The sequence below is a fragment of the Pseudomonas fluorescens genome (assembly GCF_003732425.1).
GTDB classification, from domain to species: domain Bacteria; phylum Pseudomonadota; class Gammaproteobacteria; order Pseudomonadales; family Pseudomonadaceae; genus Aquipseudomonas; species Aquipseudomonas fluorescens_BE.
Genome location: NZ_MOBX01000003.1, coordinates 520,634 through 544,737 on the forward strand (window position 1 = coordinate 520,634; position 24,104 = coordinate 544,737).

The 24,104-nt window shown below is 59.8% G+C and carries 22 protein-coding genes; 10 read left to right on the forward strand and 12 right to left on the reverse strand.

Going from position 1 to position 24,104, the window contains the following annotated elements:
• Positions 1-54 precede the first annotated feature (54 nt).
• The gene (gene acnB / locus BK670_RS05145; protein WP_123448880.1) at positions 55-2,664 is read right to left on the reverse strand and encodes a bifunctional aconitate hydratase 2/2-methylisocitrate dehydratase; all 2,610 of its coding nucleotides are present in this window, start codon (positions 2,662-2,664) and stop codon (positions 55-57) included.
• A gap of 468 nt (positions 2,665-3,132) precedes the next feature.
• On the opposite strand from acnB, the gene BK670_RS05150 reads away from it, so the two are divergent.
• A complete protein-coding gene (locus tag BK670_RS05150) occupies positions 3,133-3,603 on the forward strand; it encodes a DUF1289 domain-containing protein (RefSeq protein ID WP_064117650.1) in 471 nt (156 codons plus the stop codon).
• 87 nt (positions 3,604-3,690) lie between these two features.
• Here BK670_RS05150 and BK670_RS05155 read toward each other — a convergent pair whose 3' ends face one another.
• Positions 3,691-4,554: a universal stress protein gene (locus tag BK670_RS05155; protein ID WP_123448881.1), complete on the reverse strand. Its 864-nt coding sequence runs from the start codon at positions 4,552-4,554 to the stop codon at positions 3,691-3,693.
• 159 nt (positions 4,555-4,713) lie between these two features.
• On the opposite strand from BK670_RS05155, the gene BK670_RS05160 reads away from it, so the two are divergent.
• From BK670_RS05160 to BK670_RS05170, 3 genes are all read left to right on the forward strand, one after another.
• Positions 4,714-5,322 carry a MiaE family protein gene (locus BK670_RS05160; protein ID WP_123448882.1) on the forward strand — a complete coding sequence of 203 codons (609 nt, stop codon included), beginning with the start codon at positions 4,714-4,716 and terminating at the stop codon, positions 5,320-5,322.
• Positions 5,323-5,567: 245 nt separating this feature from the next.
• The gene (locus tag BK670_RS05165) at positions 5,568-6,275 is read left to right on the forward strand and encodes a winged helix-turn-helix domain-containing protein (RefSeq protein WP_093437091.1); all 708 of its coding nucleotides are present in this window, start codon (positions 5,568-5,570) and stop codon (positions 6,273-6,275) included.
• Positions 6,276-7,562: an ATP-binding protein gene (locus BK670_RS05170; protein WP_123448883.1), complete on the forward strand. Its 1,287-nt coding sequence runs from the start codon at positions 6,276-6,278 to the stop codon at positions 7,560-7,562.
• 197 nt (positions 7,563-7,759) lie between these two features.
• Here the strand turns inward: BK670_RS05170 and BK670_RS05175 are convergent, their stop codons facing one another.
• On the reverse strand, positions 7,760-8,248 hold the full coding sequence (locus tag BK670_RS05175) for a GFA family protein (RefSeq protein ID WP_123448884.1): 489 nt from the start codon (positions 8,246-8,248) through the stop codon (positions 7,760-7,762).
• Between the two features lie 137 nt (positions 8,249-8,385).
• On the opposite strand from BK670_RS05175, the gene glsB reads away from it, so the two are divergent.
• Together glsB and BK670_RS05185 are read left to right on the forward strand one after the other, a co-directional pair.
• Positions 8,386-9,294 carry a glutaminase B gene (glsB, locus tag BK670_RS05180; RefSeq protein ID WP_123448885.1) on the forward strand — a complete coding sequence of 303 codons (909 nt, stop codon included), beginning with the start codon at positions 8,386-8,388 and terminating at the stop codon, positions 9,292-9,294.
• Between the two features lie 189 nt (positions 9,295-9,483).
• A complete protein-coding gene (locus BK670_RS05185) occupies positions 9,484-10,986 on the forward strand; it encodes an aldehyde dehydrogenase family protein (RefSeq protein WP_123448886.1) in 1,503 nt (500 codons plus the stop codon).
• Positions 10,987-11,131: 145 nt separating this feature from the next.
• On the opposite strand, the gene BK670_RS05190 is transcribed toward BK670_RS05185, so the two are convergent.
• The 3 genes from BK670_RS05190 to cynS form a co-directional block, all read right to left on the reverse strand.
• A complete protein-coding gene (locus tag BK670_RS05190; RefSeq protein ID WP_123448887.1) occupies positions 11,132-11,791 on the reverse strand; it encodes a carbonic anhydrase in 660 nt (219 codons plus the stop codon).
• Positions 11,792-11,803: 12 nt separating this feature from the next.
• The gene (locus tag BK670_RS05195; protein WP_123448888.1) at positions 11,804-12,040 is read right to left on the reverse strand and encodes a DUF2790 domain-containing protein; all 237 of its coding nucleotides are present in this window, start codon (positions 12,038-12,040) and stop codon (positions 11,804-11,806) included.
• An 81-nt stretch (positions 12,041-12,121) separates the two neighbouring features.
• Positions 12,122-12,589 (reverse strand): cyanase, encoded by a 468-nt coding sequence (cynS, locus tag BK670_RS05200; protein WP_123448889.1) that lies wholly within the window; start codon positions 12,587-12,589, stop codon positions 12,122-12,124.
• 120 nt (positions 12,590-12,709) lie between these two features.
• On the opposite strand from cynS, the gene cynR reads away from it, so the two are divergent.
• Positions 12,710-13,597, forward strand: coding sequence for a transcriptional regulator CynR (gene cynR, locus BK670_RS05205; RefSeq protein ID WP_123448890.1), 888 nt, complete (start codon positions 12,710-12,712; stop codon positions 13,595-13,597).
• 110 nt (positions 13,598-13,707) lie between these two features.
• Here the strand turns inward: cynR and BK670_RS05210 are convergent, their stop codons facing one another.
• From BK670_RS05210 to BK670_RS05220, 4 genes are all read right to left on the reverse strand, one after another.
• Positions 13,708-14,037, reverse strand: a complete 330-nt coding sequence (locus BK670_RS05210; RefSeq protein WP_123448891.1) for a hypothetical protein — start codon at positions 14,035-14,037, stop codon at positions 13,708-13,710.
• A 175-nt stretch (positions 14,038-14,212) separates the two neighbouring features.
• Positions 14,213-14,422 carry a hypothetical protein gene (locus BK670_RS29560; RefSeq protein WP_185036724.1) on the reverse strand — a complete coding sequence of 70 codons (210 nt, stop codon included), beginning with the start codon at positions 14,420-14,422 and terminating at the stop codon, positions 14,213-14,215.
• A 125-nt stretch (positions 14,423-14,547) separates the two neighbouring features.
• On the reverse strand, positions 14,548-15,051 hold the full coding sequence (locus tag BK670_RS05215; protein WP_123448892.1) for a GNAT family N-acetyltransferase: 504 nt from the start codon (positions 15,049-15,051) through the stop codon (positions 14,548-14,550).
• 227 nt (positions 15,052-15,278) lie between these two features.
• Complete coding sequence (locus tag BK670_RS05220; RefSeq protein WP_123449192.1) at positions 15,279-17,210, reverse strand: DNA topoisomerase III; 1,932 nt, start codon at positions 17,208-17,210, stop codon at positions 15,279-15,281.
• Positions 17,211-17,488: 278 nt separating this feature from the next.
• On the opposite strand from BK670_RS05220, the gene BK670_RS05225 reads away from it, so the two are divergent.
• On the forward strand, positions 17,489-18,895 hold the full coding sequence (locus tag BK670_RS05225) for a serralysin family metalloprotease (protein WP_123448893.1): 1,407 nt from the start codon (positions 17,489-17,491) through the stop codon (positions 18,893-18,895).
• Between the two features lie 189 nt (positions 18,896-19,084).
• A complete protein-coding gene (locus BK670_RS05230; protein ID WP_123448894.1) occupies positions 19,085-19,453 on the forward strand; it encodes a DUF427 domain-containing protein in 369 nt (122 codons plus the stop codon).
• Positions 19,454-19,526: 73 nt separating this feature from the next.
• Here BK670_RS05230 and BK670_RS05235 read toward each other — a convergent pair whose 3' ends face one another.
• Positions 19,527-21,149: an MFS transporter gene (locus BK670_RS05235; RefSeq protein WP_123448895.1), complete on the reverse strand. Its 1,623-nt coding sequence runs from the start codon at positions 21,147-21,149 to the stop codon at positions 19,527-19,529.
• A 170-nt stretch (positions 21,150-21,319) separates the two neighbouring features.
• Positions 21,320-22,966 carry a GMC family oxidoreductase gene (locus tag BK670_RS05240; RefSeq protein WP_123448896.1) on the reverse strand — a complete coding sequence of 549 codons (1,647 nt, stop codon included), beginning with the start codon at positions 22,964-22,966 and terminating at the stop codon, positions 21,320-21,322.
• A 133-nt stretch (positions 22,967-23,099) separates the two neighbouring features.
• Between BK670_RS05240 and BK670_RS05245 the strand changes: the two genes are divergently transcribed.
• Positions 23,100-23,984 carry a LysR family transcriptional regulator gene (locus tag BK670_RS05245; RefSeq protein ID WP_123448897.1) on the forward strand — a complete coding sequence of 295 codons (885 nt, stop codon included), beginning with the start codon at positions 23,100-23,102 and terminating at the stop codon, positions 23,982-23,984.
• Positions 23,985-24,104 lie beyond the last annotated feature (120 nt).

A 24,104-nucleotide genomic window follows, 5' to 3' on the forward strand; every position in this document is an offset into this window, starting at 1 on the left:
TAAAAAAACGCCGCTCATCTCACGATGGGCGGCGTTTTCTATTGCGTTGTAACGTTAGGCTTGAACGACCGGGATGTTGGCGTTCGCAGCAGCTTCACGGAACTCGGCGATCTGGTCGAAGGACAGGTAGCGGTAGATATCGGCCGCCATGCTGTCGATCTTGCCAGCGTATTCCATGTACTCCTCGACGGTCGGCAGGCGACCCAGGATCGAAGCAACGGACGCGAGCTCAGCCGAAGCCAGGTAGACGTTCGCGCCGTCGCCCAGACGGTTCGGGAAGTTACGGGTGGAGGTCGAGACCACGGTGCTGTTCGGCTCAACGCGTGCCTGGTTACCCATGCACAGCGAGCAGCCTGGCATTTCCATGCGCGCGCCAGCCTTGCCGTAGATGCCGTAGTAGCCTTCTTCGGTCAGTTGGTGAGCGTCCATTTTGGTCGGCGGCGACAGCCACAGACGGGTTGGCAGCTGACCCTTGACCTGATCCAGCAGTTTACCGGCAGCGCGGAAGTGACCGATGTTGGTCATGCACGAACCGATGAACACTTCGTCGATCTTCTCGCCAGCAACGCTGGACAGCAGACGGGCGTCGTCCGGGTCGTTCGGCGCGCACAGTACAGGCTCGCTGATGTCGGCCAGATCGATTTCGATGACTTCGGCGTATTCGGCGTCGGCATCGGCTTCCATCAGTTCCGGGTTGGCAACCCAGGCTTCCATCGCTTGAGCACGACGTTCCAGGGTACGTGCATCGCCGTAGCCTTCGCCGATCATCCAGCGCAGCAGGGTGATGTTGGAGTTCAGGTACTCGGTGATCGACTCTTTCGACAGCTTGATGGTGCAACCGGCAGCCGAACGTTCGGCCGAGGCGTCGGACAGTTCGAACGCCTGCTCCAGGGTCAGACCTTCCAGACCTTCGATTTCCAGGATGCGGCCGGAGAAGGCGTTTTTCTTGCCTTTCTTCTCGACGGTCAGCAGACCGTTCTGGATGGCGAAGTAAGGAATGGCATGAACCAGGTCACGCAGGGTGATGCCAGGTTTCATTTTGCCTTTGAAGCGCACCAGGATCGATTCCGGCATGTCCAGCGGCATAACGCCGGTGGCTGCGGCGAACGCGACCAGACCGGAACCGGCCGGGAACGAGATGCCCATCGGGAAACGGGTGTGCGAGTCACCACCGGTACCGACGGTGTCTGGCAGCAGCATACGGTTCAGCCACGAGTGGATGATGCCGTCGCCCGGACGCAGGGAAACGCCGCCGCGGGTCATGATGAAGTCAGGCAGGGTGTGGTGGGTGGTCACGTCGATCGGCTTTGGATACGCCGCGGTGTGGCAGAAGGACTGCATCACCAGGTCGGCGGAGAAGCCCAGGCACGCCAGGTCTTTCAGTTCGTCACGGGTCATCGGACCAGTGGTGTCCTGAGAACCTACGGTGGTCATCTTCGGTTCGCAGTAGGTGCCAGGACGAACGCCTTGGCCTTCTGCCAGGCCGCAAGCCTTGCCAACCATTTTCTGCGCCAGGGTGAAACCCTTGGTGCTTTCAGCCGGGGCTTCCGGCTTCTTGAACAGGTCGAACGGTGGCAGACCCAGTTCGGCGCGAGCCTTCTCGGTCAGGCCACGGCCGATGATCAGCGGAATACGGCCGCCAGCACGGACTTCGTCGAGCAGGACCGGGGTCTTCATTTCGAAGGTGGTCAGGACTTCGTCAGTGCCGTGTTTGCAGACTTTGCCAGCATGCGGGTACAGGTCGATCACGTCGCCCATGTTCATGTTGGTAACGTCGAACTCGATTGGCAGTGCGCCGGCATCTTCCATGGTGTTGTAGAAGATCGGAGCGATTTTGCTGCCGAAGCAGAAACCGCCAGCACGCTTGTTCGGCACGTAAGGGATGTCGTCGCCGAAGAACCACAGTACCGAGTTGGTAGCGGATTTACGCGAGGAACCGGTACCGACCACGTCACCGACGTAGGCGATCGGGAAGCCTTGACCGCGCATTTCTTCGATCTGCTTCATCGGGCCGGTCTTGCCTTGCTCGTCCGGAACGATGCCGTCACGGGCCATTTTCAGCATGGCCAGGGCGTGCAGCGGGATGTCAGGACGCGACCAGGCATCTGGAGCAGGGGACAGGTCGTCGGTGTTGGTTTCGCCGGTGACTTTGAACACGCGCAGGCTGATTTTGTCTTCCAGCACTGGACGCTTCTTGAACCACTCGCCGTCAGCCCAGGATTGCAGCACGGCCTTGGCGTGAGCGTTGCCGTTCTTGGCTTTCTCAGCCACGTCGTGGAAGGCATCAAACATCAGCAGGGTGTGCTTGAGTTCTTCAGCAGCCACTGGCGCCAGCTCGGCGTTGTCCAGCAGTTCAACCAGGGTCACGATGTTGTAGCCACCCTGCATGGTGCCGAGCAGTTCTACAGCGCGCTTCTTGTCCAGCAGAGGGGAGGTGACTTCGCCTTTGGCCAGAGCCGACAGGAAACCGGCTTTGACGTAAGCGGCTTCGTCCACTCCAGGTGGTACGCGATTGGTGATCAGGTCAACGAGGAAAGCTTCTTCGCCAGCCGGAGGATTCTTCAGCAGCTCGACCAGGCCTGCAGTTTGTTCGGCGTTAAGCGGCTGGGGAACGATACCCAGGGCTGCACGCTCTTCGATATGTTTGCGGTAGGCTTCAAGCACAGTTATTACCCTCATCAGTGGTCCCAAATGGGTGTCCGGGACGCTCATCCCGAAATTGCCGTACTCATGCACCTCACGACGTTGTGGGTCGTTTGGCCAGAATTACCGGCAATTCCTTACAGAAGCTGCTTTCAAAGTTTTACGCCTGCAGAACGGGGAGCTGATGAGGGTTGGCGTTGGGCTTTTCCCCGCTGGAAAAACCCTTCGCCAACACCGCTCTGAAGGAACGACTGTGCTCGTGACGCTTTGAAAACAGCTTCTAACGGACATTGGCGCCTTAAAAGGCTGGCTGATTCTACGGCAAAAAAAATTTAAAGGTAAGTCGGGCTCTATTGGACTTTCGTGGCAATGCGCGTGGCCGGGGCAAACGCCGCGCGCGGCTGTGACCCTGATGTTTGAGGGGTGATCAATGCCCGACAAAGGGCTAACATGCCGACCTGTTCCGCGTTTCAGTGTTTTGCCTATCTTATGCCCAATCAGACCATCAAGACCCCCTGCGTCGGCCTCTGCTCCACTGTTTACGGTGATCTGGTGTGCCGTGGCTGCAAGCGTTTCCACCACGAAGTGATCCATTGGAATGGATACAACGAGGAGGAAAAGCGCGCGGTGTGGCTGCGTCTGGAGCAATTGCTGTCACAAGTGATGGCGGCCAAGGTCGAGATTTTCGATTCGGCGCGCCTGCGCGAGCAACTGGAACAGCGCAAGATCCGCTTCGTGCCGCATCAGTCGGAATACTGCTGGGCGTATCAGCTGATTGCTCGCGGCGCGCGGGTGATCATTAATCTGGAAGCGTATGGGATGGTGTTGCTGCCGGAGTTCCGCGACTGGAACCTGCCGGAGTTGCGTGATGCCATTGATCGGGAATTCTTCCTGCTGTCGGAAGCGCACTATCAGCGCTACATCGCCCCCGGTTTTCTCAAAGACGCCTTCGGCGCCTGAAAAAGCAAAAGATCGCAGCCTTCGGCAGTTCCTACAGGTAGAACGCATTCTCATGCAGGAGCTGCCGAAGGCTGCGATCTTTTGCGCTTAATGCTTCACCGTCAGCTCCACCAGATGATCCTCAACCTCCTGCGGTTTGAGCACCAGTACATCGCTCTCCAAGGCATCCAGAATCACTTCCGCGGTGTTGCCGATCAACGCCCCTGACAGCCCGGTGCGCGCTACGGTGCCAATAACGGTCACTGCCGCCTGCAGCTTGTGCGCCATGAACGGAATCAGCACATCCGCCGGGCCTTCCTCGATGTGAAGGTGTTCATCATCAACATCGAATTCCGCTTGAAACGCCCGGCATTGTTCGCGATAGCGCGCTTCGATGGTTTCGCTCAGTTGCAGCGTCGGGTCGGCCGCCGACAGCATCGGCGACGGATGGGCGCTGATCACGTGCAGATGCGCCTTGGCCAGACTGGCAATGTCGAAGCCATGATCAATGATCGTCGTGTGCAAATGCCGGTGTTCGCCATCGGCATTACCCACATCGACCGCCGCCAGAATCACTCGATCCTTCCAGGGCGTACTGGTTTTCACCAGCAACACCGGGGTAGGGCAGTGGCGCAAGAGCTTCCAGTCCGCCGGGGTCAGCAGGGCTTTTTTCAATGAGCTGTCCGGGAAGTGCTGCTTGATCACCAGCCCGCAACCCTCGGCCTGCTGCACATCGATGATGGTTTCGTGCAGGCTCTCGTTCCACGCCTGTTCGGTGGTCACGCTGTAGCCGTCGGCGATCAGCGCGGCTTTGAGCACACTCAGCATGGCGGCGTGGTCGTGCTTCTTGTCGCACACCAGCAGGTGCAAATGGGCCTGGGTCACGCCAGCGATCAACTTGGCGCGCTTGAGCGCCAGGCTTTCCGAATGTTCGGGGTTGATGACCACCAGAATGCTGCGAATGGCTTGCATGAGCGGAGTCTCCAGCAAAGAAAAGGCACGGCGTTGCACAACTATAGTTGCTGCTCGACCGTGCGCGACTTGATGCATATCAACGCCCGCCGCTGGTGGTCTGCGAACAGGCCGGTATAATCGGCGCCCTTCGCTCGAACACCTTTTACCGTGAGCCCCATGATCCTTCCCGAAATCCACGAATTCCTTGGCTGCCGCACCCCCGACGCCTGGGTTCAGGCCGCCCTGGCCGATCAGGAAACCCTGCTGATCGACCACAAGAACTGCGAGTTCAAGGCTGCCAGCACCGCCCTGAGCCTGATTGCCAAGTACCATTCCCACGTCGACCTGATCAACATGATGTCGCGTCTAGCCCGGGAAGAACTGGTGCACCACGAGCAGGTCATGCGCATCATGAAACGGCGCAAGATTGAACTGCGCCAGCTCCACGCCGGCCGTTACGCCTCGGCCTTGCGCAAGGTGGTGCGTAGTCACGAGCCGGTGAAACTGGTGGATACGCTGGTGGTCGGCGCGTTTATCGAAGCGCGCAGTTGCGAGCGTTTCGAAGCACTGGTACCGCATCTGGACGAAGAACTCGGCAAGTTCTACTTCGGCCTGCTGAAAAGCGAGGCGCGGCATTTTCAGGGTTACCTGAAACTGGCCTATCAGTACGGCGATGCGAAGGATATTGCCCAGGTCATCGAAAAAGTCCGCGCCGCCGAGCAGGAACTGATCGAGTCGCCGGACGAAGAATTCCGCTTCCACAGCGGTGTGCCTGCCACCGCATGACTCCGTGTAGGAGCTGTCGAAGGCTGCGATTTTTTGCTCTTGAAAAAGCCGGATCAAAAGATCGCAGCCTTCGGCAGCTCCTACAGATATAGCGATCAGTGCATGAATGTAAAAAACTCTTAAGAGTATGAAATATCACCGAAAACCGGCCCCAGCGGCCGGTTTTTGCTGCCTGAGGCAAACGCCTGCGCCACGAAAGCCGCCATAATGCCGACCACTTCACACATGGGCGGCAGACGGTCGTTATGGATAACCTGGGTTTCGGCAAGCTCCTGCTGGTGGAGGACGATGAGCGCCTTGCTGCGCTGATCGCCCACTTTCTCGAACAACACGGCTACGAGGTGCGCACGGTACATCGCGGTGATCTGGCCGTGGCTGCCTTTCTCGAATTCAAGCCGAAGGTCGTGGTGCTCGACCTGATGTTGCCAGGGCAGAGCGGTCTGCACGTGTGTCGGGAAATTCGCAGTGTGTCGGACACGCCGATCGTGATTCTGACCGCCAAGGAAGATGACCTCGACCATATCCTCGGTCTGGAGTCCGGCGCCGATGACTACGTGATCAAACCGATCAAGCCACCGGTATTGCTGGCCCGGTTGCGAGCGCTGCAACGGCGGCAGGTGCCGGACAGCAATGTGGTGAGTTTTATGGAATTTGGCCAGTTGAGCGTCGACCGCAGTTGCCGTGAAGTGCGATTGGCGGGCGAGGTCATCGAGATGACCACCATGGAGTTCGAGCTGCTGTGGTTGCTGGCCAGCGCGGCCGGCAAAGTGCTGTCGCGTGATGACATCCTCAATCGCATGCGCGGGATTGCCTTCGACGGGCTCAACCGCAGCGTCGACGTGTACATCAGCAAATTACGCAACAAGCTCAAAGACAATCCCCGCGAGCCGATGTGTATCAAAACCGTTTGGGGCAAGGGTTATCTGTTCAATCCGTTCGCGTGGGAGCTGTAGATGCTGCGGTTATTTCTCGGTCTGTTTCTGGTCATGACGATAGGTCTGGTGCTGGCGTTGCAGACGGTCGAGCGCACCTTTGATGCCTTGCTCGATTATCAGATGCAGGACTACAACCGTGAGGCCGTGCGCGGACAGGCTTGGACGCTGGGCCAGCAGTTGCGTGACCTCGACGGCCCGGCCCGGGAACAACAGCTGGAAACCATCCGTCCGCATTACGGTTTAGGGCTGACCCTGGTCGACGCCTCTGAACTGGCCCTGAGCGACGAGGAAAAAGCCGAGCTGGCCAAAGGGCTGCTGGTGATCCGCGACAAGTACACCCAGTACATTTGCGCGATCGACGAGGGGCCGCAGTTGCTCAGCATCCGCTTGCCGGCCGAGCCGAGTTTGATGCCGTTCTATATCGCTGGCGCCTATCTGATGATCGCGGTGCTGATCGGCATCGTCCTGTTTTTCTGGGTGCGCCCGCACTGGCGCGATCTGGAGAAACTGCGCCTGGCTGCCGAGCGTTTTGGCGACAACGATCTGTCGGTGCGCATCCAGTTATCTAAGCGCTCGAACATCCGCGACCTGGCCGAACACTTCAACCTGATGGCGGCGCGTATTGAAGGGCTGATCGCCAATCAGCGGGAACTGACCAACGCCGTGTCCCACGAATTGCGTACGCCGATCGCGCGGCTGTCGTTTGAGCTCGATCAGCTCAAGCAGCAGCCGGACGCCAGCCAGAACCGCGAGCTGATTGCCGACATGTACGCCGACCTTGGCGAGCTGGAAGAAATGGTGTCCGAACTGCTGACCTACGCCAGCCTTGAGCGCGGCGCGACAGTGATCAAACGGGAAAACATCGCGGCCGCCAATTGGCTCGACAGCGTGGTCGGCAGCGTGGCGCTGGAGGCCGAGGCGGCGGGTGTGCAATTGTTGATCGCTGACTGCCGGATCGACACCGTGCGCATCGAACCGCGATTTATGGCGCGGGCGGTGATCAATCTGCTGCGTAACGCGATTCGTTATGCCGAGCGGCGGGTGGAGGTGACGCTGGAACGCACGGGCGATTATTACCAGGTGCGGGTCAACGACGATGGGCCGGGGGTGCCGGTGGACGGGCGGGAAAAAATCTTTGAACCGTTTTCGCGGCTGGACGCCAGTCGGGATCGCCGCACCGGCGGGTTTGGCTTGGGCCTGGCGTTGGTGCGCCGGGTCTCGCAATCCCATGGCGGCCAGGTTGAAGTGGGTGATTCGCCTTGGGGCGGGGCGTCGTTCCGGATGACCTGGGCGCATCTGGATTAATGCTGTGGCCTGTACCGGCCCCTTCGCGAGCAGGCTCGCTCCCACATTGATTTGTGGCGCCGATTAGATTTTTGTCACACACACACACACACACAAAACCTGTAGGAGCTGTCGAGTGAAACGAGGCTGCGATCTTTTGATCCTGATCTTCAACGTCAAAAGACCGCAGTTTCTATAGGGCAGCGCAGGTGGCGAATTTAACGGGTCAGTCCGAGCCGTTCATGCCACTGGGCAATGGATTCCTCGGGGTAGACGTCGAACTGTTTGTCTTTCGCTTTGGCCTCGACTTCCACCCATGGCGCTTTCGAACCGAGCATCAAGTGCGTGTGTTCTGGCGGCACCGGCAACGGCGTATCAATGGCCGAGGCGAACGGGTGAATCAGTTCCGGCCATTCCGGGCTGAACAGCCACAGACCGCTGCCGCACAGTGAACAGAAATGCCGCTCGGCGCTGCTGCGATGGGCGCGTTTGGCGCCGTCGTCCTTCATCTTCGCGTGGTAGACGCTGATGTGTTTGCGCCCGCGCACCTTGAGGCTCGTCGCGTCGCCGCCGAGGTTGATCGCATAACCGCCGCCGCCCTGAGTCTTGCGGCAGATCGAGCAATAGCAGCGTTGATAAGGGTAGGGGTGGGCGCTGGTGAGGCTGAATGTGACCTCGCCACAGTGGCAGGAGCCTTCGAGGTGCATGGGTGCTCTCCCGTTTTGAATGTCCGGTTCAGCCTAGAACATTCAGTGCGATGGCGACCGGTGTGATTCGACGGGCGGGTGCAGCGTCTAGCCCCAGTGTCCCCGCAATCCCATGGGGCGTGACTTCGGAACCCGGCATGCAAGCGCTGTTGAACGAGATCCTTGACGCTGTCCGCCCGTTGATCGGGCAGGGCAAGGTGGCTGACTACATTCCCGCCCTCGGCACCGTGCCGGCCAATCAGCTGGGCATCGCCGTGTACGGCAACGACGGCGAGATGTACTGCGCCGGTGACGCCGAAACGCCGTTCTCGGTGCAGAGTATTTCCAAAGTGTTCAGCCTGGTGCAAGCGATTGATCATTCCGGCGAGGCGATCTGGGAACGCCTCGGTCACGAGCCGTCCGGGCAGCCGTTCAACTCGCTGGTGCAGCTGGAATTCGAGCGCGGTCGGCCACGCAATCCGTTCATCAACGCCGGCGCGCTGGTGATCTGCGACATCAACCAGTCGCGTTTCGCCGCACCGACCCTGTCGATGCGCGATTTCGTCCGGCGCCTGTCGGGCAATCCGCAGATCATGATCGATGGCAAAGTCGCCGACTCCGAATACCAGCACCGCGCGCGCAATGCGGCGATGGCGTATCTGATGCAGTCGTTCGGCAATTTTCACAACGACGTCGAAGCGGTGTTGCGCAGCTATTTCAGTCACTGCGCGTTGCGCATGAACTGCATTGATCTGGCCCGGGCGTTTTGCTTTCTGGCCAACGACGGTTATTGCAAGCACAGCGGCGAACAGATCCTGACGCGGCGGCAAACCCAGCAGGTTAACTCGATCATGGCCACCAGCGGACTGTATGACGAAGCGGGCAATTTCGCTTATCGCGTTGGCTTGCCGGGCAAGAGCGGCGTCGGCGGCGGGATTGTCGCGGTGGTGCCGGGGCAGTTCACGGTGTGCGTGTGGTCGCCGGAGCTGAATGCCGCCGGGAACTCGCTGGCGGGGATGGCGGCGCTGGAGATGCTTAGCGCGCGGATTGGCTGGTCAGTGTTCTGACCCGATCCAACAATCACCACAAAACCCTGTGGGAGCGAGCCTGCTCGCGAATGCGTCAGTTCAGCCAACATTGATGTATCAGATCCACCGCTTTCGCGAGCAGGCTCGCTCCCACAGGGTTAGCGGTTGCTTTGGAGGATTGTGTTCCTATACATTTTCCGGCCGCTCCCTGCATGGTGAACCCGTTTCATGTCTCTCGCGCTCGAACGTCTAGTCGCTGGCACGCCGATCCCTTTCGCTGGTAACCGCGTCACCGTGGTCAGCCCCGAACTGGCCGCGCGTTTTCAGCCCGGTGACCATCTGCTGGTGGAGCAGGTCAGTGGCGAGTTGCTGTTGATCCCCGTAGCGGATCAGCAAGCGGCGTCCGTGGCGATCGAGCGTGCGGCAGCGGCATTCACTGCGTTGTCGGCGGTGTCTGATGAGGCCATCAGCCAGTTTTTTGATCTGTTCGCGCAACGTCTGGAAAACCCGGCGTGCTGGGCGCACATCGAAACCGCCAACCGCGCGGATATCGAGCGGGCCAAGGCACGCGGCCGCTCCACCACCCGACTGCTCGCCGATGAGCGCATGCGCGGTGACATGATCGCCGGCCTGCGCGCCTGGCGTGATGCCGCAGCCACACGCGGCAAAGTCATCAGCAGCGTCGAACACGATGGCTGGAAAGTCGAACAAGTGGTCTCGCCGCTGGGCATCGTCGCGTTTGTCTTCGAAGGTCGGCCGAACGTATTCGCCGACGCGGCTGGCGTCTTGCGCACTGGCAACACCGCCGTGCTGCGTATTGGCAGCGATGCGCTGGGCACCGCGCAAGCCATCGTCACTCATGCGTTGAATCCGGCGCTGGCTGATGCCGGTCTGCCGGCCGGTGCGGTGTCGTTGGTCGAAAGTGTCAATCATGCCGCCGGTTGGGCGATGTTCGCTGACCGACGTTTGTCGTTGGCGGTGGCGCGCGGTTCGGGTCGTGCGGTCAGTCAGTTGGGCAGCATTGCCCAGCAGGCCGGCACCGCCGTCAGCCTGCACGGCACGGGTGGCGCGTGGTTGATCGCGGATCGTGCTGCCGATGCCAAACGTTTCGCCGCCGTAGTGCGCAATTCGCTGGACCGTAAAGTATGCAACACCCTCAACGTGTGCCTGATCCAGCGTGATCGCGCGGCGGAACTGGTGCCGTTGTTTCTCGATGCGCTGCAACAGGCCGGCACCGCGCGTGGCCAGGGCTGCAAATTGCACATCGTCGAGGGCAGTGAAGGCTGCTTGCCGAGTGAGTGGCAGAACGCGACGGTCGAGGTCTATCGCGCTGAGGGTTATCAGACTGAAGCACTGGCCGAACCCTTGGCGGAATCGGCGTTGGGCCGCGAGTGGGAATGGGAAGAAACCCCGGAAGTCAGCCTGATGATCGTCGACGATCTGGATCAGGCGATTGCGCTGTTCAACCGCTATAGCCCGCAATTCACCGTGTCGCTGATCAGTGAAGACGCGCAGGTTCAGGAGCGTTTTTACAACGCGGTCAACGCGCCGTTCGTGGGCAACGGCATTACCCGTTGGGTTGACGGCCAGTACGCGCTGAACAAGCCGGAGCTGGGCCTTTCGAACTGGGAGAGCGGGCGCTTGTTTGCACGCAGTGCGATTCTTTCGGGGGATGGCGTGTTTACTGTTCGTAGCCGCATGACCCAGGTCGATCTCACGGTAAAACGCTGAAAATGGTTGATCCACACCGGCCCTTTGGCGAGGGAGCTTGCTCCCGCTGGGCTGCGCAGCAGACCCAAAAAAAGCGAGGGCCGCTGCGCGCCCCAGCGGGAGCAAGCTCCCTCGCCACAGGATAGGTGTTGGATCAACTCGTCACTCAGGCAGCATACGTGGTTTGTGCGTGAATCGCGCAAGTCGCCGGTTGCTCGGCCAGAGGCACAAACGTGCGGCGGTCGGCGGACAGCGCGTCGATCGAGCCAGTCTCGATGTCATACACCCAGCCATGCAGATTCAGCAGGCCTTTCTCCTGAGCCAGACGCACGCTCGGGTGGGTCTGGATATTCGCCAGTTGCGCGATCACGTTCTCGCGCACCATCGAACTCAATTTCGCCGCGTCATTGGCATGCGGCCGCGCTTCATTCACCACTTTTGCCGACTCGGCATGCTGCAGCCAGCCACTGACGGCGGGCAGGTGATCCATGCACTTGCACTGGGCAATCGCGGTCATCGCGCCGCAGTCCGAATGGCCGCAGATAACAATATCGGTCACGCCAAGCACCGCCACCGCGTATTCTACCGTCGCTGAAACCCCGCCCGGATGCGGGCTGTAGGACGGCACGATATTGCCGGCATTGCGGATCACAAACAGCTCGCCGGGTTCTTGCTGGGTCAGCAGTTCCGGCACGACACGGCTGTCGGAACAGGTGATGAACAAGGTGCCAGGCTGCTGCGTGGTCGCCAGGTGCTTAAACAGTTCGGTGCGTTGTGGAAACGCTTCGTTCTGAAATTTCAGGAAGCCATCAATCAGGTTTTTCATGGTGTTGTCCTCTCAGTTCGAGCAACCGCTGCCGAATTCGCTGTATTGAAGAATGTGTTTGCCGCCGTGGCTGTCCAGATACGTCATCTCGACCGGCACCACGCCACACACATCGGCAACCGGGGTAATGCTCAGCACTTGGGCGACATCCAGTTGCATGCCGTAGCGGTAGGCGACGGCCTCGTCAGCGGCAAACGCCTGGACGGAAAAGCCGCCGAGCAGGGCCAGGGTCAACAGAATTTTTTGCATGGGGCAGCCTCCAGATGTGTTTGGTGACGGGTAGCCATTTGAGGGTGGTTGGCCCGCACGTAGGGTGCGGGCCGGTGCGGATCAGAACGGACGCAGGGGCAGGAACTTGCCGTCGAGGGTGACCACAGCGCGGGAGCCGCCTTCCGGGTCTTCGACTTTCTTGATGTCGAGTTTGAAGTTGATCGCGCTGATGATGCCGTCGCCGAACTGCTCGTGAACCAAGGCTTTGAGGGTGGTGCCGTAAATCTGGATCATCTCGTGGAAGCGGTAGATGGTCGGGTCGGTCGGCACGCCGCTGAGGCTGCCACGCAGCGGGATGATCTGCATCGCCGCGACGTCTTCAACGCTCAGTTCCAGCTTGTCACCCACCACTTGCGCGGCGTTCTCTGGCAACGGGTGCTGGCCGAGCAGGGCTGCGGTGACGTACGCCAGGCTCAGGCCGGTGTCGTCAGCGAGATCCTGCCACGACAGATCTTTGCGTGCCTTGGCGTCGAGAATGCGGGTGGTCAGGGCCAGGCTGGTGTCGTTGTAGGCGTGGGACTGTTGCATGGTGTCACTCCTTTCAGGGATTGGCTTTCTGTGTGGGATTCATCTTCTACCGATTGATCCATAGCGTCCAAGACCGATATACAATGCTTCGCATAAGCCCTGCCTATAGATGGTGTTCCTATGCTGCTGCGACATTTGCGTTACCTGCTGGCCGTTGCCGATCACGGCGGCTTTACCCGTGCCGCCGAGGCCCTGCATGTGTCGCAGCCGACCCTGTCGCAACAGATTCGCCAACTGGAGGAAACCCTGGGGGTGAACCTGTTTGATCGCACTTCGCGCACGGTCAAACCCACCGATGCTGGCGAGGCCTACATCGAATGCGCGCGACGGGTGCTGGTGGAGCTGGAGGCGGGCAAGCGCGCGTTGCATGACGTGAAGGATTTATCTCGCGGGACGTTGCGCCTGGCGATGACGCCGACGTTCATGGCGTATCTGGTCGGGCCATTGGTGCGCGACTTTGCCGCGCGCTATCCGGGGATTCATTTGCAGATTTTCGAACTGTCGATGGACGACATCGAAGCAGGTCTGGCAGATGACTCGCTGGATATTGCGATTGCGTTTACGCCGGTGCGCAATACCGATATCGAATGCATTCCGGCGTTTACCGAAACGTTGGGGATCATGGTCGGGCGTGAGCATCCGCTGTATGACAGCCACTCGTTACTGACGCCGGAAGATATTGCGTCACTGGATTTCGCCTTGTTGGCGCCGGACTTCATCACGCGGTTATCGGTGGATGAATATTTCCGTCAGCACGCAATTACGCCACAGGTGCGGATCGAGGTGAACTCGGTGAGTACGTTGCTGGAGGTGGTGCGTCACTCACCGATGGCGACGATGCTGCCGCAGGCAATCGCGACGGAGGATCGGGCGTTACGCCGGTTGCGCGTCAAGAGTGATGTGCCGCAGCGCGGGGCGGCGCTGTTGCGGCGGCGCAATAATTATCACAGTGCGGCGGCGGTGGCGTTTGTGGAGTTGGTGTTGGGCATGGGAAGCCCCTCACCCTAACCCTCTCCCTCGGGAGAGGGCAATTCCAGTCACGCCAAATCAACGCAAGCGAACCAAAAAAGGCCTGCTTCCTTTAAGGAAGCAGGCCTTTCAATTATTTAATTACTGACTCAGCAGAACCGATCAATCACCCGAACTTCGTTGTTGTTCTGCATCGAATCCCACGCCTGTTTCAGCGTTTGCAGAACATTACCGATGAAGTCCTTGTCGGCCGCGGCTTTCTTGCCAACATAACCGTGGCCGCGGCGGTACATCTTCAGGCGGGCCAGCAGGTTCTGATGGTTGCGGTCGAACTCGTCTTCGTCAGCATGGGTCGCCAGGCAGTCGATATGCACCTGACCCGACTTGCTGATCCACAGAATATGGCTGTCGTGGCTGTCTTTCTGCGCCGCGAATATACGAGCCAGTTCTTCGATAGTAGGTTGATTGTTCAGATTCATGATATTGCCCCTTGACCAGTCTGGTGATCTTTCAAAGTTGATTCGCTAATACAGGTAGCCCATCGGTTAGTTGATCCCTGGCACCGAAACCAGGACGTCAGCGCTCGCCCGTGTGAAGTACGGGGTCGTGCATCTGTTGCATGTAGTCGTGTTGAATAACTGCTACGCAATAGCGTCACAACGAGGAGAAGCAGCGAAAACCGGGAGGCTCCTTGACGACATTTACCGTGTCGGCCACAAGCGTCTTGAGAATTTTCGCCAGCGCTTCTCGTCCTTGTACTGGACGTTCAGGCCAGGTCAGCTTCTTCAATCTGCCTTGTGGGCAGCGTGTATCCGGAAAAAACAACTCGGCGGTCAGACGAGTTTGCTCAAGCGTGTTACTCATGTTCCCGATCGGGGAACGTCTTCATCATGCAAAAGCAAAACGACGCCGTCAACGGTTTTGTAGTGATTATTTTTGGTCACTACATATTGTCGGACAAAGCTGTTTTGGAATGAGAAAGAATCCGTTCAGGCAACGGAAAAAGGCGTACGCACGCGGTAGAACGTGCACGGATAGCCGTCCACTTCATGCTGCTGCCGGGTGAAATCGCCGCCGCTCAATACAGGAATCAGGCCGGCCCAGAAGCGCTGTGCCGGCCGGTTGGCGTCGATATGGAAAATCTGCCATTGACCGGGGATGTGGCTCAAGAGGGCAGAGACGACAAACTGCGCGACGCCTTGGCCACGAAAGCGTCGCGCAATGAAGAAGTAGCCGATGTTGTGTTCGGCGCCGGCGATGTGCGTTTCGTTATCAACGGTCACGAAACCGGCGAGCTCGCCGTCGACGCGAATCAGGAACGGTCGGGTAGCGGGATGGCGCCAGTAGTCGATTTTCGGCTGGATCGAGAAAAAGCCGTGCTCGGCGAGTTTCAGCGGCAGCCATTCGCTGAAGTCGTGCATGTAGAACTGCATGAGGTTTTCGATGATGTCCAGCTCATCGCGTTGGGCGGGGTGCAGTTCGATATTGGCCATCGCGCGATGCTCCTGAAGATTGCGACTTCAGTATTGTCGACTCAACACACTGTGGCGAGGGAGCTTGCTCCCGCTGGGTGGCGAAGCGACCCTGAACGCTGCAATTACAGTGCATCAGTTACACCTGGGTTACAGGTATGCGACTGCTGCGCAGCCAAGCGGGAGCAAGCTCCCTCGCCACAGGGAATAATCAAGCCACAGAAAGCAATCAAGCTGCGGAGTTTGTGCTATTTGGCTGCGCGTTTGGTCGTGCCGGCGCTCTTGCTGCGGGTCGATTTGCGTTTCTTCTTCCACGGGGCCGCTGCTTTGCCGGCCGGTGGCGGGCCGCTGATGGTCAGGCTGAGGCTGGAACAGCGCGTCACCTGTTTGCTCATCCATGCCGCTTGTTTGGTCACGAACTCTTCCAGACTCATTTCGCCGCTTTGCACCATGTCCAGCGCCTGTTCCCAGATTGCCGTGGTGCCGGGGTCGGCAATCGCGCGGGGCACTGCGTCGATCAGGCTGAACGCGGCCGGGGTGGCGGCGAGGGCCTTGCCGTTTTTCACCAGATAGCCCCGATCAATCAAGCCCTGGATGATCGAGGCACGGGTGGCTTCGGTGCCGATCCCGGTGGTGTCCTTGAGTTTCTGTTTGAGCAGCGGGTCCTCCACCAGTTTGGCGACGTTTTTCATCGCCTTGATCAGGTCACCTTCGGTGTAGGGCTTGGGCGGTTGCGTCCACAGGTCCTTGAGTTTCACCGCAGCAATGGCGCATTCGACGCCGTGGCTCAGGGCTGGCAAGGTTTGTGGCGCCGGAGCTTCGCGACCCTTGGCCGGGGCCAGCGCTTCTGGCAGTGCGCGTTTCCAGCCCGGTTCGATGATCTGCTTGCCAACTGCGCGCAGGGCTTCACCGGCGCAATCGAAATCGGCCTGGGTACGATCGTATTCGTGATTGGGCAGGAACTGCGCCAGATAGCGTGCGCGGATCAACGTATAGACCGCACGGTGCTTGCCGCTCAGGCGTTCAAGGTTTTTCGCCGCAGCGGTGGGGATGATGCCGTGGTGCGCGCTGACCTTGGCGTCGTTCCATGCCCGGGAGCGGCGCTGGGGTTCGAGAAAGCCTTGCAGCGCCTCAAGACCCGGATCGGCCTGACGCAGCGCGGCGAGAATCCCCGGCGCTTCACTGTGCTGGCTCAGCGGCAAATAACCGCAATCACTGCGCGGATAGGTGATGACTTTGTAGGTTTCGTAGAGGGCCTGCGCGATGTCGAGGGTTTCCTGCGCGCCGAGGCCGAGTTTCTTCGAGCAGACTTCCTGCAAGGTGCCGAGATCGAAGGGCAGGGGTGCCACTTCGCGCATGCGCTCGGTTTTCAGCTTGGCCACCCGGGCACTGGCAGCGCTGCTGATCGCTGCCGCGGCTTGTTGGGCCAGCGTTTGATTCAGGCAGCGATCCTGGTCGTCACAGACATCCGGCGGCGCGCGCCACTGTGCGGTAAACGGAATGCCGTGGTGCAGCAGATCGACATCAATCGCCCAGAACGGCACTGGCACGAAATCGGCGATGCTGCGGTCGCGATCCACCACCAGACGCAAGGTTGGCGTCTGCACCCGGCCCACCGGCAGTACGCCTTGATAACCCGATTGCCGCCCCAGCAGCGTGAACAGCCGGCTCATGTTCATGCCGATCAGCCAGTCTGCCCGCGAGCGGCCCAGCGCCGAGTGATACAGGCTGAAGGTCTCGGCGCCCGGCTTCAGTGCTGCCAGGGCCTTGCGGATCGAGGCTTCGTCCAGCGCCGACAGCCACAAACGGCGGATCGGCCCGCGATAACGACAGTGTTCGACCAGTTCCCGGGCGATCATCTCGCCCTCACGGTCGGCGTCGGTGGCGATGATCAGCTCGCTGGCCTCGCCGAGCAGGCGTTTGACCGCTTTGTACTGGCTGGCGGTGCGCGGTTTGACGGTCATTTTCCACTTGTCCGGGATGATCGGCAGATCGGCCAGGACCCAGCGCTTGTAACGGGCGTCATAGGCATCCGGCGGGGCGGTTTCGAGCAAGTGGCCGATGCACCAGGTCACCGTGACGTCTGTTCCCAGCCAGCAGCCGTCGCCCCGACGCCTGGCGCCGAGCACGGCCGCAATGTCTTTGGCCTGGGAAGGTTTTTCACAGAGGTACAACCGCATAACCACCATCGTCGATCAAGGTCCGCACAGGTGCACAGAATGGCCGGACTTGGCGTCAGGGGCAACTTTTATCTGTATGGATATACAGATAAAAAGCATTGCAGCACGTGACGGGTAATACAGGGACGCAGGCCCGGCTATCGAGAAATCGATTAGCCCCCGGTTTGCGCCTGTGTCAGATTTTTCGGCGATGCAAAACACGCGAGTGACAGGACGATCTCGCCAGAAGATCGCCGTGGTCTGTCGACACTGACTACTCAGAAACAAGGAAGTCCACCATGGCTCAAGCCAAATCCAACACCACCAGCGCCTTCGATCAAGTCGATACGTTCAGCCACTTGTATGACCGTGGCAATGGTCTGGTCAACGGCAAACCGTCGTTCACCGCCGACCAGGCAGCCGACGAAATCCTGCGCAAAAACCTGTCGTGGGGTGACAAGAACGCTGATGGCAAGATCGACCTCAGCTATACGTTCCTGACCGAGAAACCGGCGAACTACAACGTCAAACTGGGCAACTTCAGCGAGTTCAGCGCCCAGCAGAAAGCCCAGGCCGTGCTGGCCATGCAATCCTGGGCTGACGTTGCCAACGTCACCTTCACTGAAGGCAAGGGCGGTGATGGCCACATGACCTTCGGCAACTACGACGTCAGCACTGGTGGCGCGGCATTCGCTTATCTGCCGGGCGGCAGCAGCTACGACGGTCAGTCGTGGTACCTGATCAACGATCAATATCAGGTCAACAAAACTCCGGACACCAACAACTACGGGCGCCAGACCCTGACCCACGAAATCGGCCACACCCTCGGCCTGTCGCACCCGGGCGCGTACAACGCCGGCAACGGCAACCCGACCTACAACGACGCCAAATACGCCGAAGACACCCGTGGCTACAGCCTGATGAGCTATTGGAGCGAAGCCAATACCGAGCAGAATTTCAGCAAGGACGGCAGCGGCGCTTACGCCTCGGCGCCGTTGCTGGACGATATCGTCGCTGTGCAAAAACTCTATGGCGCCAACTACGCGACCCGCGCCGATGACACCACGTACGGCTTCAATTCCAATGCCGAGCGCGATTTCTACAGTGCCACTTCGGCGTCTTCCAAAGTGGTGTTCTCGGTGTGGGATGGCGGCGGCAACGACACCCTGGACTTCTCCGGCTTCAGCCAGAACCAGAAGATCAACCTCAATGAAGGTTCGTTCTCCGATGTCGGCGGCCTGGTCGGCAACGTTTCTATTGCTTACGGTGTGACTGTCGAGAATGCGGTGGGCGGTTCGGGCAATGACTTGCTGATCGGCAATGCGGCCGCCAACGATCTGTTCGGCGGTGCCGGCAACGACATCCTCTACGGTGGTGGCGGTGGCGATACCTTGTGGGGCGGTGCAGGGGCAGACACCTTTGTGTTTGGTGCGGCCAGCGATTCGACCATGACCGCGCCGGACTGGATCATGGATTTCACCAGCGGTCTGGACAAGATCGACCTGTCGGGGATCGCCGGTTTCGCCACGGGCGCGGCGTCGCTGAACTTCGTCAGCGGCTTCACCGGGCATGCGGGCGACGCGATCCTGACCTACTTCGCGCAGACTAATCAGACCAGCCTGATGGTTGACCTGACGGGGCAGGGGGCGGTGGACTTTGCTGTGGGTGTGGTGGGGCAGGCGGTGGCGAGCGACATAGTCGCCTGATCTGAAAGACTTTGGGGCAAGGTCGGAAACGTGTGGCGAGGGAGCTTGCTCCCGCTCGGCGGCGCAGCCGTCGCAAAACCTGAAATTGCGTTATACCTGATGCACTGCGATTTCCGGATTTGGGTCTGCTGCGCAGACCAGCGGGAGCAAGCTCCCTCGCCACAGTTGGTTCCATGATAGGAGAACCCCATGAAAAGCTCCGGCCTCAGTCCCGTCATAAACCTCGAACAACTTGTCGGGTGCCTGATAGTGAAATTCCACGGCATCCAGGTCGCCGCCTCGTCCCACGTACTGATCCTCAACGAAGCCAACTACCCGCCGGTCTATTACGTCCCCCGCGAAGACATCGACGAAAAGTACTTCGCCCGCACCGATCACACCAGTTATTGCCCGTACAAGGGCGATGCCAACTACTTCAGCCTGCAAGTGCCGGGGCATGAGGGGGCGAATGCGGTGTGGACTTATGAGAAACCGAAAATCTCGGTCGAGCCGATCAAAAACTACGTGGCGTTTTATCCTGATCAGGTGAAGTTCGAAGTGATCAAGGCTGATGCCTGACACAGGCTTCTGTGGTGAAGCCATTTGTGGAGAGGGGATAAATCCCCTCTCCACAAGTTCAATCAGTTCGATTTCAGTTCTTGTCGAGATCGATATTCTTCGTCTCACGCAAACAGATCATCCCCACCACCAGGCTCACCCCGGTAATCAACACCGGATACCACAGCCCATAGAAAATGTCCCCGGTGTACACCACCAACGCAAACGACACCGTCGGCAGGAAACCGCCAAACCAGCCGTTGCCGATGTGGTACGGCAGCGACATCGAGGTGTAGCGAATGCGCGTCGGGAACAGTTCGACCATCAGCGCCGCGAGTGGGCCGTAGCACATGGCCGAGATGATGATCAGCGCGACGATCAGGGCGACGATCATCGGCTTGTTGATCTGCTGCATATCGGCTTGTTGCGGGTAGCCGGCCAGGGTCACGGCGCCGCGCAGGGCGGCTTCGTCGTAGCCGTCGATTTTCACGTCGCCGATGCTGACTTGCACGCCGCTGCCAGCCGGGGCGGCAGCGCTGGAGTAGGGCAGGCCTTGCTTGACCAGGAAGGTTTTGACCTTGTCGCACGGGCTGTCGAATTTGGCTTTGCCCACCGGGTCGAACTGGAAGGTGCAGGTCGCCGGATCCGCCAGCACGGTAATCGGTGCCTGACGGCTGGCCTGATCGATCGCCGGGTTGGCGTAGTGGGCGAGGGATTTGAAGATCGGGAAGTACAGCGCCGTGGCCAGCAGCAAGCCGAGCATCAGCACCGGTTTGCGCCCGACCTTGTCCGACAGCCAGCCGAAAATGATGAAGAACGGTGCACCGATCACCACGCTGATGATCAGCAATGTGTTGGCCACTGCCGGGTCCATTTTCAGGAATTGGGTGAGGAAGAACAGCACGTAGAATTGCGCCGCGTAGAAGGTCACCGCTTGCCCGGCGTTGATGCTGAACAGGGCGATCAGCACGACTTTGAGGTTTTCCCATTTACCGAAGGATTCGCGGATCGGCGCTTTCGAGGTTTTGCCTTCCTCTTTCATCTTCAGGTACGCCGGCGACTCGTGCAGGCTCAGGCGGATCCAGGTGGAAATGCCCAGCAGCACGATCGACAGCAGGAACGGAATGCGCCAGCCCCAGACTTCAAACTGGTCGCCGGTGAAGTAGCGGCAACCGAGCACCACCAGCAGCGACAGCAGCAGGCCGAGGGTCGCGGTGGACTGAATCCAGCTGGTGTGGAAACCGCGTTTGCCAATCGGCGCGTGCTCGGCCACGTAGGTGGCTGCGCCGCCATATTCACCGCCGAGCGCCAGGCCCTGCAGCATGCGCAGCACCACCAGAATGATCGGTGCGGCGATGCCGATGCTGGCGTAGGTTGGCAGCAGGCCGACGCAGAAGGTCGCCACGCCCATCAGAATGATCGTCGCGAGAAAGGTGTATTTGCGCCCGATCATGTCCCCCAACCGACCGAACACCAGCGCCCCGAACGGCCTCACGATAAAGCCTGCGGCGAAGGCCATCAGCGCAAAGATGAACGCTGTGGTGTCGTTGACCCCAGCGAAAAACTGTTTGCTGATCACCGCCGCGAGGGCGCCGTAGAGGAAGAAGTCATACCACTCGAACACCGTCCCCAGTGATGAAGCGAAGATGACTTTTTGTGTGGCATTGCTGGTCTCGGCGCTGCGCACGGCGTCCAGCGGCTGAACGTGTTCTGACATATCGGTATCCCTCACAGTGATTGTTTTTGTTGTTCCACTGGTGTTGCGTGTCCGGGTGATGCCTTGAATTAAACGCGGTCCCTTGTAGGAGCTGCCGCAGGCTGCGATCTTTTGATCTTGCTTTTGATCTGGAAAATCCAAAGTCAAAAGATCGCAGCCTTCGGCAGCTCCTACAGGGTTTGGGCCAGCTCCAATTTCGGGGTGCTGCTCCTGGTGTTGGGGTTGAGGATCAGTTGTGCAGCCTTCTCGGCAATCATCAGCGTAGGCGAACAGGTGTTGCCCGAGGTAATGCGCGGCATGATCGACGCATCGGCGATGCGCAAACCGGGCACGCCGTGGACGCGCAGTTGTGCGTCGACCACCGCATCGCCGTCATTGCCCATGCGACAGGTGCCGACCGGGTGGAAAATCGTCGTGCCGATCTTCGCCGCCGCTTCCTGCAGCTCTTCTTCACTTTGCAGGCTGGCGCCGGGCAGATATTCCACCGGTTTGAAGCCTTGCAGGGCAGGCGCGCTGACGATGCGTCGGGTCAGGCGAATCGCATCCGCCGCGACGCGCAGATCTTCGGGATGACTGAGATAGTTGGGCTGAATCAGCGGCGCTTCCTGTGGATCCGCCGAACGAATGTCGATGCGTCCCCGACTCTGCGGACGCAAGTCGCAAACTGAGGCGGTGAAGGCGGGAAAGCTATGCAACGGCTCGCCAAAACGCTCCAGCGACAGTGGCTGCACGTGGTACTCAAGATTCGCCGAGGTTTGCTCCGGCCCCGAACGCGCAAACGCGCCCAACTGACTCGGCGCCATCGACAGCGGCCCGCTACGGTCATACAGATAGCGCAGGCCCATGCCCATCTTGCCCCAGACACTGCCGGCGATCTGATTCAGCGTGCGCGCGTTTTCCAGTTGGTAGATCAGGCGCAATTGCAGGTGATCCTGCAGGTTGCCGCCAACGCCCGGCAGCTCATGAATCACGCCGATGCCCAAGCGCTCGAGCAGCGGCCGCGGACCAATCCCGGAGCGCTGCAGAATGCTCGGCGAACCGACTGCACCGGCGCACAGGACAATCTCTTTGCGCGCCTTGAACTGCTTGCTCTGACCTTCATGACGCGCACTGACCTTCGAGGCGCGTCCGTCCTCCAGTAGCACCCGATCCACCTCAACCCCGGTCAGCACCGTCAGGTTCGTCCGATCACGTACAGGTTTGAGAAAAGCCTTCGCCGCGTTCCAGCGCACCCCGGATTTCTGATTGACCTGGAAGTAGCCGCAACCCTCGTTGTCGCCCTGATTGAAGTCGTCGATGCTGGCGATGCCGCTCTGCTCGGCAGCACTGCGAAAGGCATCCAGAATCGGCCACGACAGCCGCTGTTGTTCGACCCGCCATTCACCCTTGGCGCCGTGGAATTCAGCGGCACCGGCAAAGTGGTTTTCGCTTTGTTTGAACAGCGGCAGCACGTCGTTCCAGGCCCAACCGGGATTGCCCTCGGCCGCCCAGCCATCGTAGTCGTTGGCTTGCCCGCGCATGTAGATCATGCCGTTGATGGAGGAACAACCGCCCAGCACTTTGCCGCGCGGATAACTCAGCGCGCGGCCGTTGAGGCCCGGTTGTTCTTCGGTCTTGAAGCACCAGTCGGTGCGCGGGTTACCGATGCAGAACAGGTAACCGACAGGAATGTGAATCCACGCATAGTTGTCGCGCCCGCCGGCTTCGAGCAACAGCACCCGCTGCTGCGGATCCGCCGACAGCCGATTGGCCAGCAAACACCCGGCAGGGCCGGCGCCGACCACGATGTAGTCGTATTCATCAAGGGAAGTCTGCATTCCCTGACCTCGCTTTTTGTTTTTATTGTCGGACACTCTAGTTGTTAGCTTTCGTTAAAAGAATGTTAGTTTTTGCGCAGCCGCTGTGCGTTTTTAAACAGCCTGCATTGACCATAGCCGACAAGGACACGCCATGTTCGACTGGAACGACCTGCGGTTTTTTCTCGAACTGCAACGCAGCGGCCGCCTGCTTACCGCCGCCCGCCGCCTCAACACCACCCACGCCACCGTCGCCCGCCACATCGAAGCCATTGAAAAAAGCCTCGGCACCGCGCTGTTCGTTCAGCATGCACAAGGCTACGAAATGACCCCGGCGGGGGAGGCGTTGCTCAAGCACGCTGAAGCGATGGAAAACGTAGCGTTGCTGGCGCAGGAAGAAATCACCCAATCCACTGCGCCGTTGGGCAAGATTCGTGTCGGCGTCACCGAAGGACTGGGCATCAAGTTCCTCGCCAGTCGCATGATCGGCTTGTTCGAGCGTTATCCGGGGCTGGAAGTGGAACTGGTCGCCGTGCCGCGCTTTGTCAGTATCCTCAACCGTGAGGCCGAGATCAGCATTCATCTGGAGCGGCCGGCGGCGGACATGCTGGTGACGCGCAAACTCACGGACTATCGCTTGGCGCTGTATGCCAGCCAACGCTATCTCGATAAAGCCCCGCCCCTGCACAGCCGCGAAGACCTTGGGCGGCATGCGTGGATCGGTTATGTCGATGATTTGCTGTTCAGCCAGGAACTGATGTTTCTCAACAGCTTCTGCCGCAGCCCGCGCGTGGTGTTCCATAGCACCAGCGTCATCGCGCAGCAGGAGGCGGCGCGGTCTGGATTGGGCATTGCCGTGTTGCCGTGCTACATGGCCGAGTCTGATCCCGAGCTGGTGCCGTTGCTGCCGGATGAAAGCATCGAGCGTAGTTACTGGATCAGCACGCGGCGCGAGTTGCACAAATCGGTGCGGCTGCGGGTGGTCTGGGATTATGTGGTGGGGTTGTGTGAGGCGGAGCAGGGGCTTTTACGCGGTTAAACCAGCCGCATCCAAATCCCCGTGTGGGAGCGAGCCTGCTCGCGAAAGCGGTGTATCTGATACGCAAATCTCGCCTGACCCACCGCCTTCGCGAGCAGGCTCGCTCCCACAGGGGGTGTG

Bases quoted from the DNA above. Each gene is read 5' to 3' on its own strand.
- BK670_RS05170 (WP_123448883.1), top strand. From the start codon at position 6,276: ATGCTGCGGTTATTTCTCGGTCTGTTTCTGGTCATGACGATAGGTCTG.
- BK670_RS05210 (WP_123448891.1), bottom strand. From the start codon at position 14,037: ATGAATCTGAACAATCAACCTACTATCGAAGAACTGGCTCGTATATTC.
- BK670_RS05235 (WP_123448895.1), bottom strand. From the start codon at position 21,149: ATGTCAGAACACGTTCAGCCGCTGGACGCCGTGCGCAGCGCCGAGACC.
- BK670_RS05190 (WP_123448887.1), bottom strand. From the start codon at position 11,791: ATGAAAAACCTGATTGATGGCTTCCTGAAATTTCAGAACGAAGCGTTT.
- BK670_RS05160 (WP_123448882.1), top strand. From the start codon at position 4,714: ATGATCCTTCCCGAAATCCACGAATTCCTTGGCTGCCGCACCCCCGAC.
- BK670_RS05175 (WP_123448884.1), bottom strand. From the start codon at position 8,248: ATGCACCTCGAAGGCTCCTGCCACTGTGGCGAGGTCACATTCAGCCTC.
- glsB (WP_123448885.1), top strand. From the start codon at position 8,386: ATGCAAGCGCTGTTGAACGAGATCCTTGACGCTGTCCGCCCGTTGATC.
- BK670_RS05220 (WP_123449192.1), bottom strand. From the start codon at position 17,210: ATGCGGTTGTACCTCTGTGAAAAACCTTCCCAGGCCAAAGACATTGCG.
- BK670_RS05240 (WP_123448896.1), bottom strand. From the start codon at position 22,966: ATGCAGACTTCCCTTGATGAATACGACTACATCGTGGTCGGCGCCGGC.
- cynR (WP_123448890.1), top strand. From the start codon at position 12,710: ATGCTGCTGCGACATTTGCGTTACCTGCTGGCCGTTGCCGATCACGGC.
- BK670_RS05150 (WP_064117650.1), top strand. From the start codon at position 3,133: ATGCCCAATCAGACCATCAAGACCCCCTGCGTCGGCCTCTGCTCCACT.
- BK670_RS05245 (WP_123448897.1), top strand. From the start codon at position 23,100: ATGTTCGACTGGAACGACCTGCGGTTTTTTCTCGAACTGCAACGCAGC.
- BK670_RS05165 (WP_093437091.1), top strand. From the start codon at position 5,568: ATGGATAACCTGGGTTTCGGCAAGCTCCTGCTGGTGGAGGACGATGAG.
- BK670_RS05155 (WP_123448881.1), bottom strand. From the start codon at position 4,554: ATGCAAGCCATTCGCAGCATTCTGGTGGTCATCAACCCCGAACATTCG.
- BK670_RS05195 (WP_123448888.1), bottom strand. From the start codon at position 12,040: ATGCAAAAAATTCTGTTGACCCTGGCCCTGCTCGGCGGCTTTTCCGTC.
- BK670_RS05230 (WP_123448894.1), top strand. From the start codon at position 19,085: ATGAAAAGCTCCGGCCTCAGTCCCGTCATAAACCTCGAACAACTTGTC.
- BK670_RS05185 (WP_123448886.1), top strand. From the start codon at position 9,484: ATGTCTCTCGCGCTCGAACGTCTAGTCGCTGGCACGCCGATCCCTTTC.
- BK670_RS05225 (WP_123448893.1), top strand. From the start codon at position 17,489: ATGGCTCAAGCCAAATCCAACACCACCAGCGCCTTCGATCAAGTCGAT.
- cynS (WP_123448889.1), bottom strand. From the start codon at position 12,589: ATGCAACAGTCCCACGCCTACAACGACACCAGCCTGGCCCTGACCACC.
- BK670_RS29560 (WP_185036724.1), bottom strand. From the start codon at position 14,422: ATGAGTAACACGCTTGAGCAAACTCGTCTGACCGCCGAGTTGTTTTTT.
- BK670_RS05215 (WP_123448892.1), bottom strand. From the start codon at position 15,051: ATGGCCAATATCGAACTGCACCCCGCCCAACGCGATGAGCTGGACATC.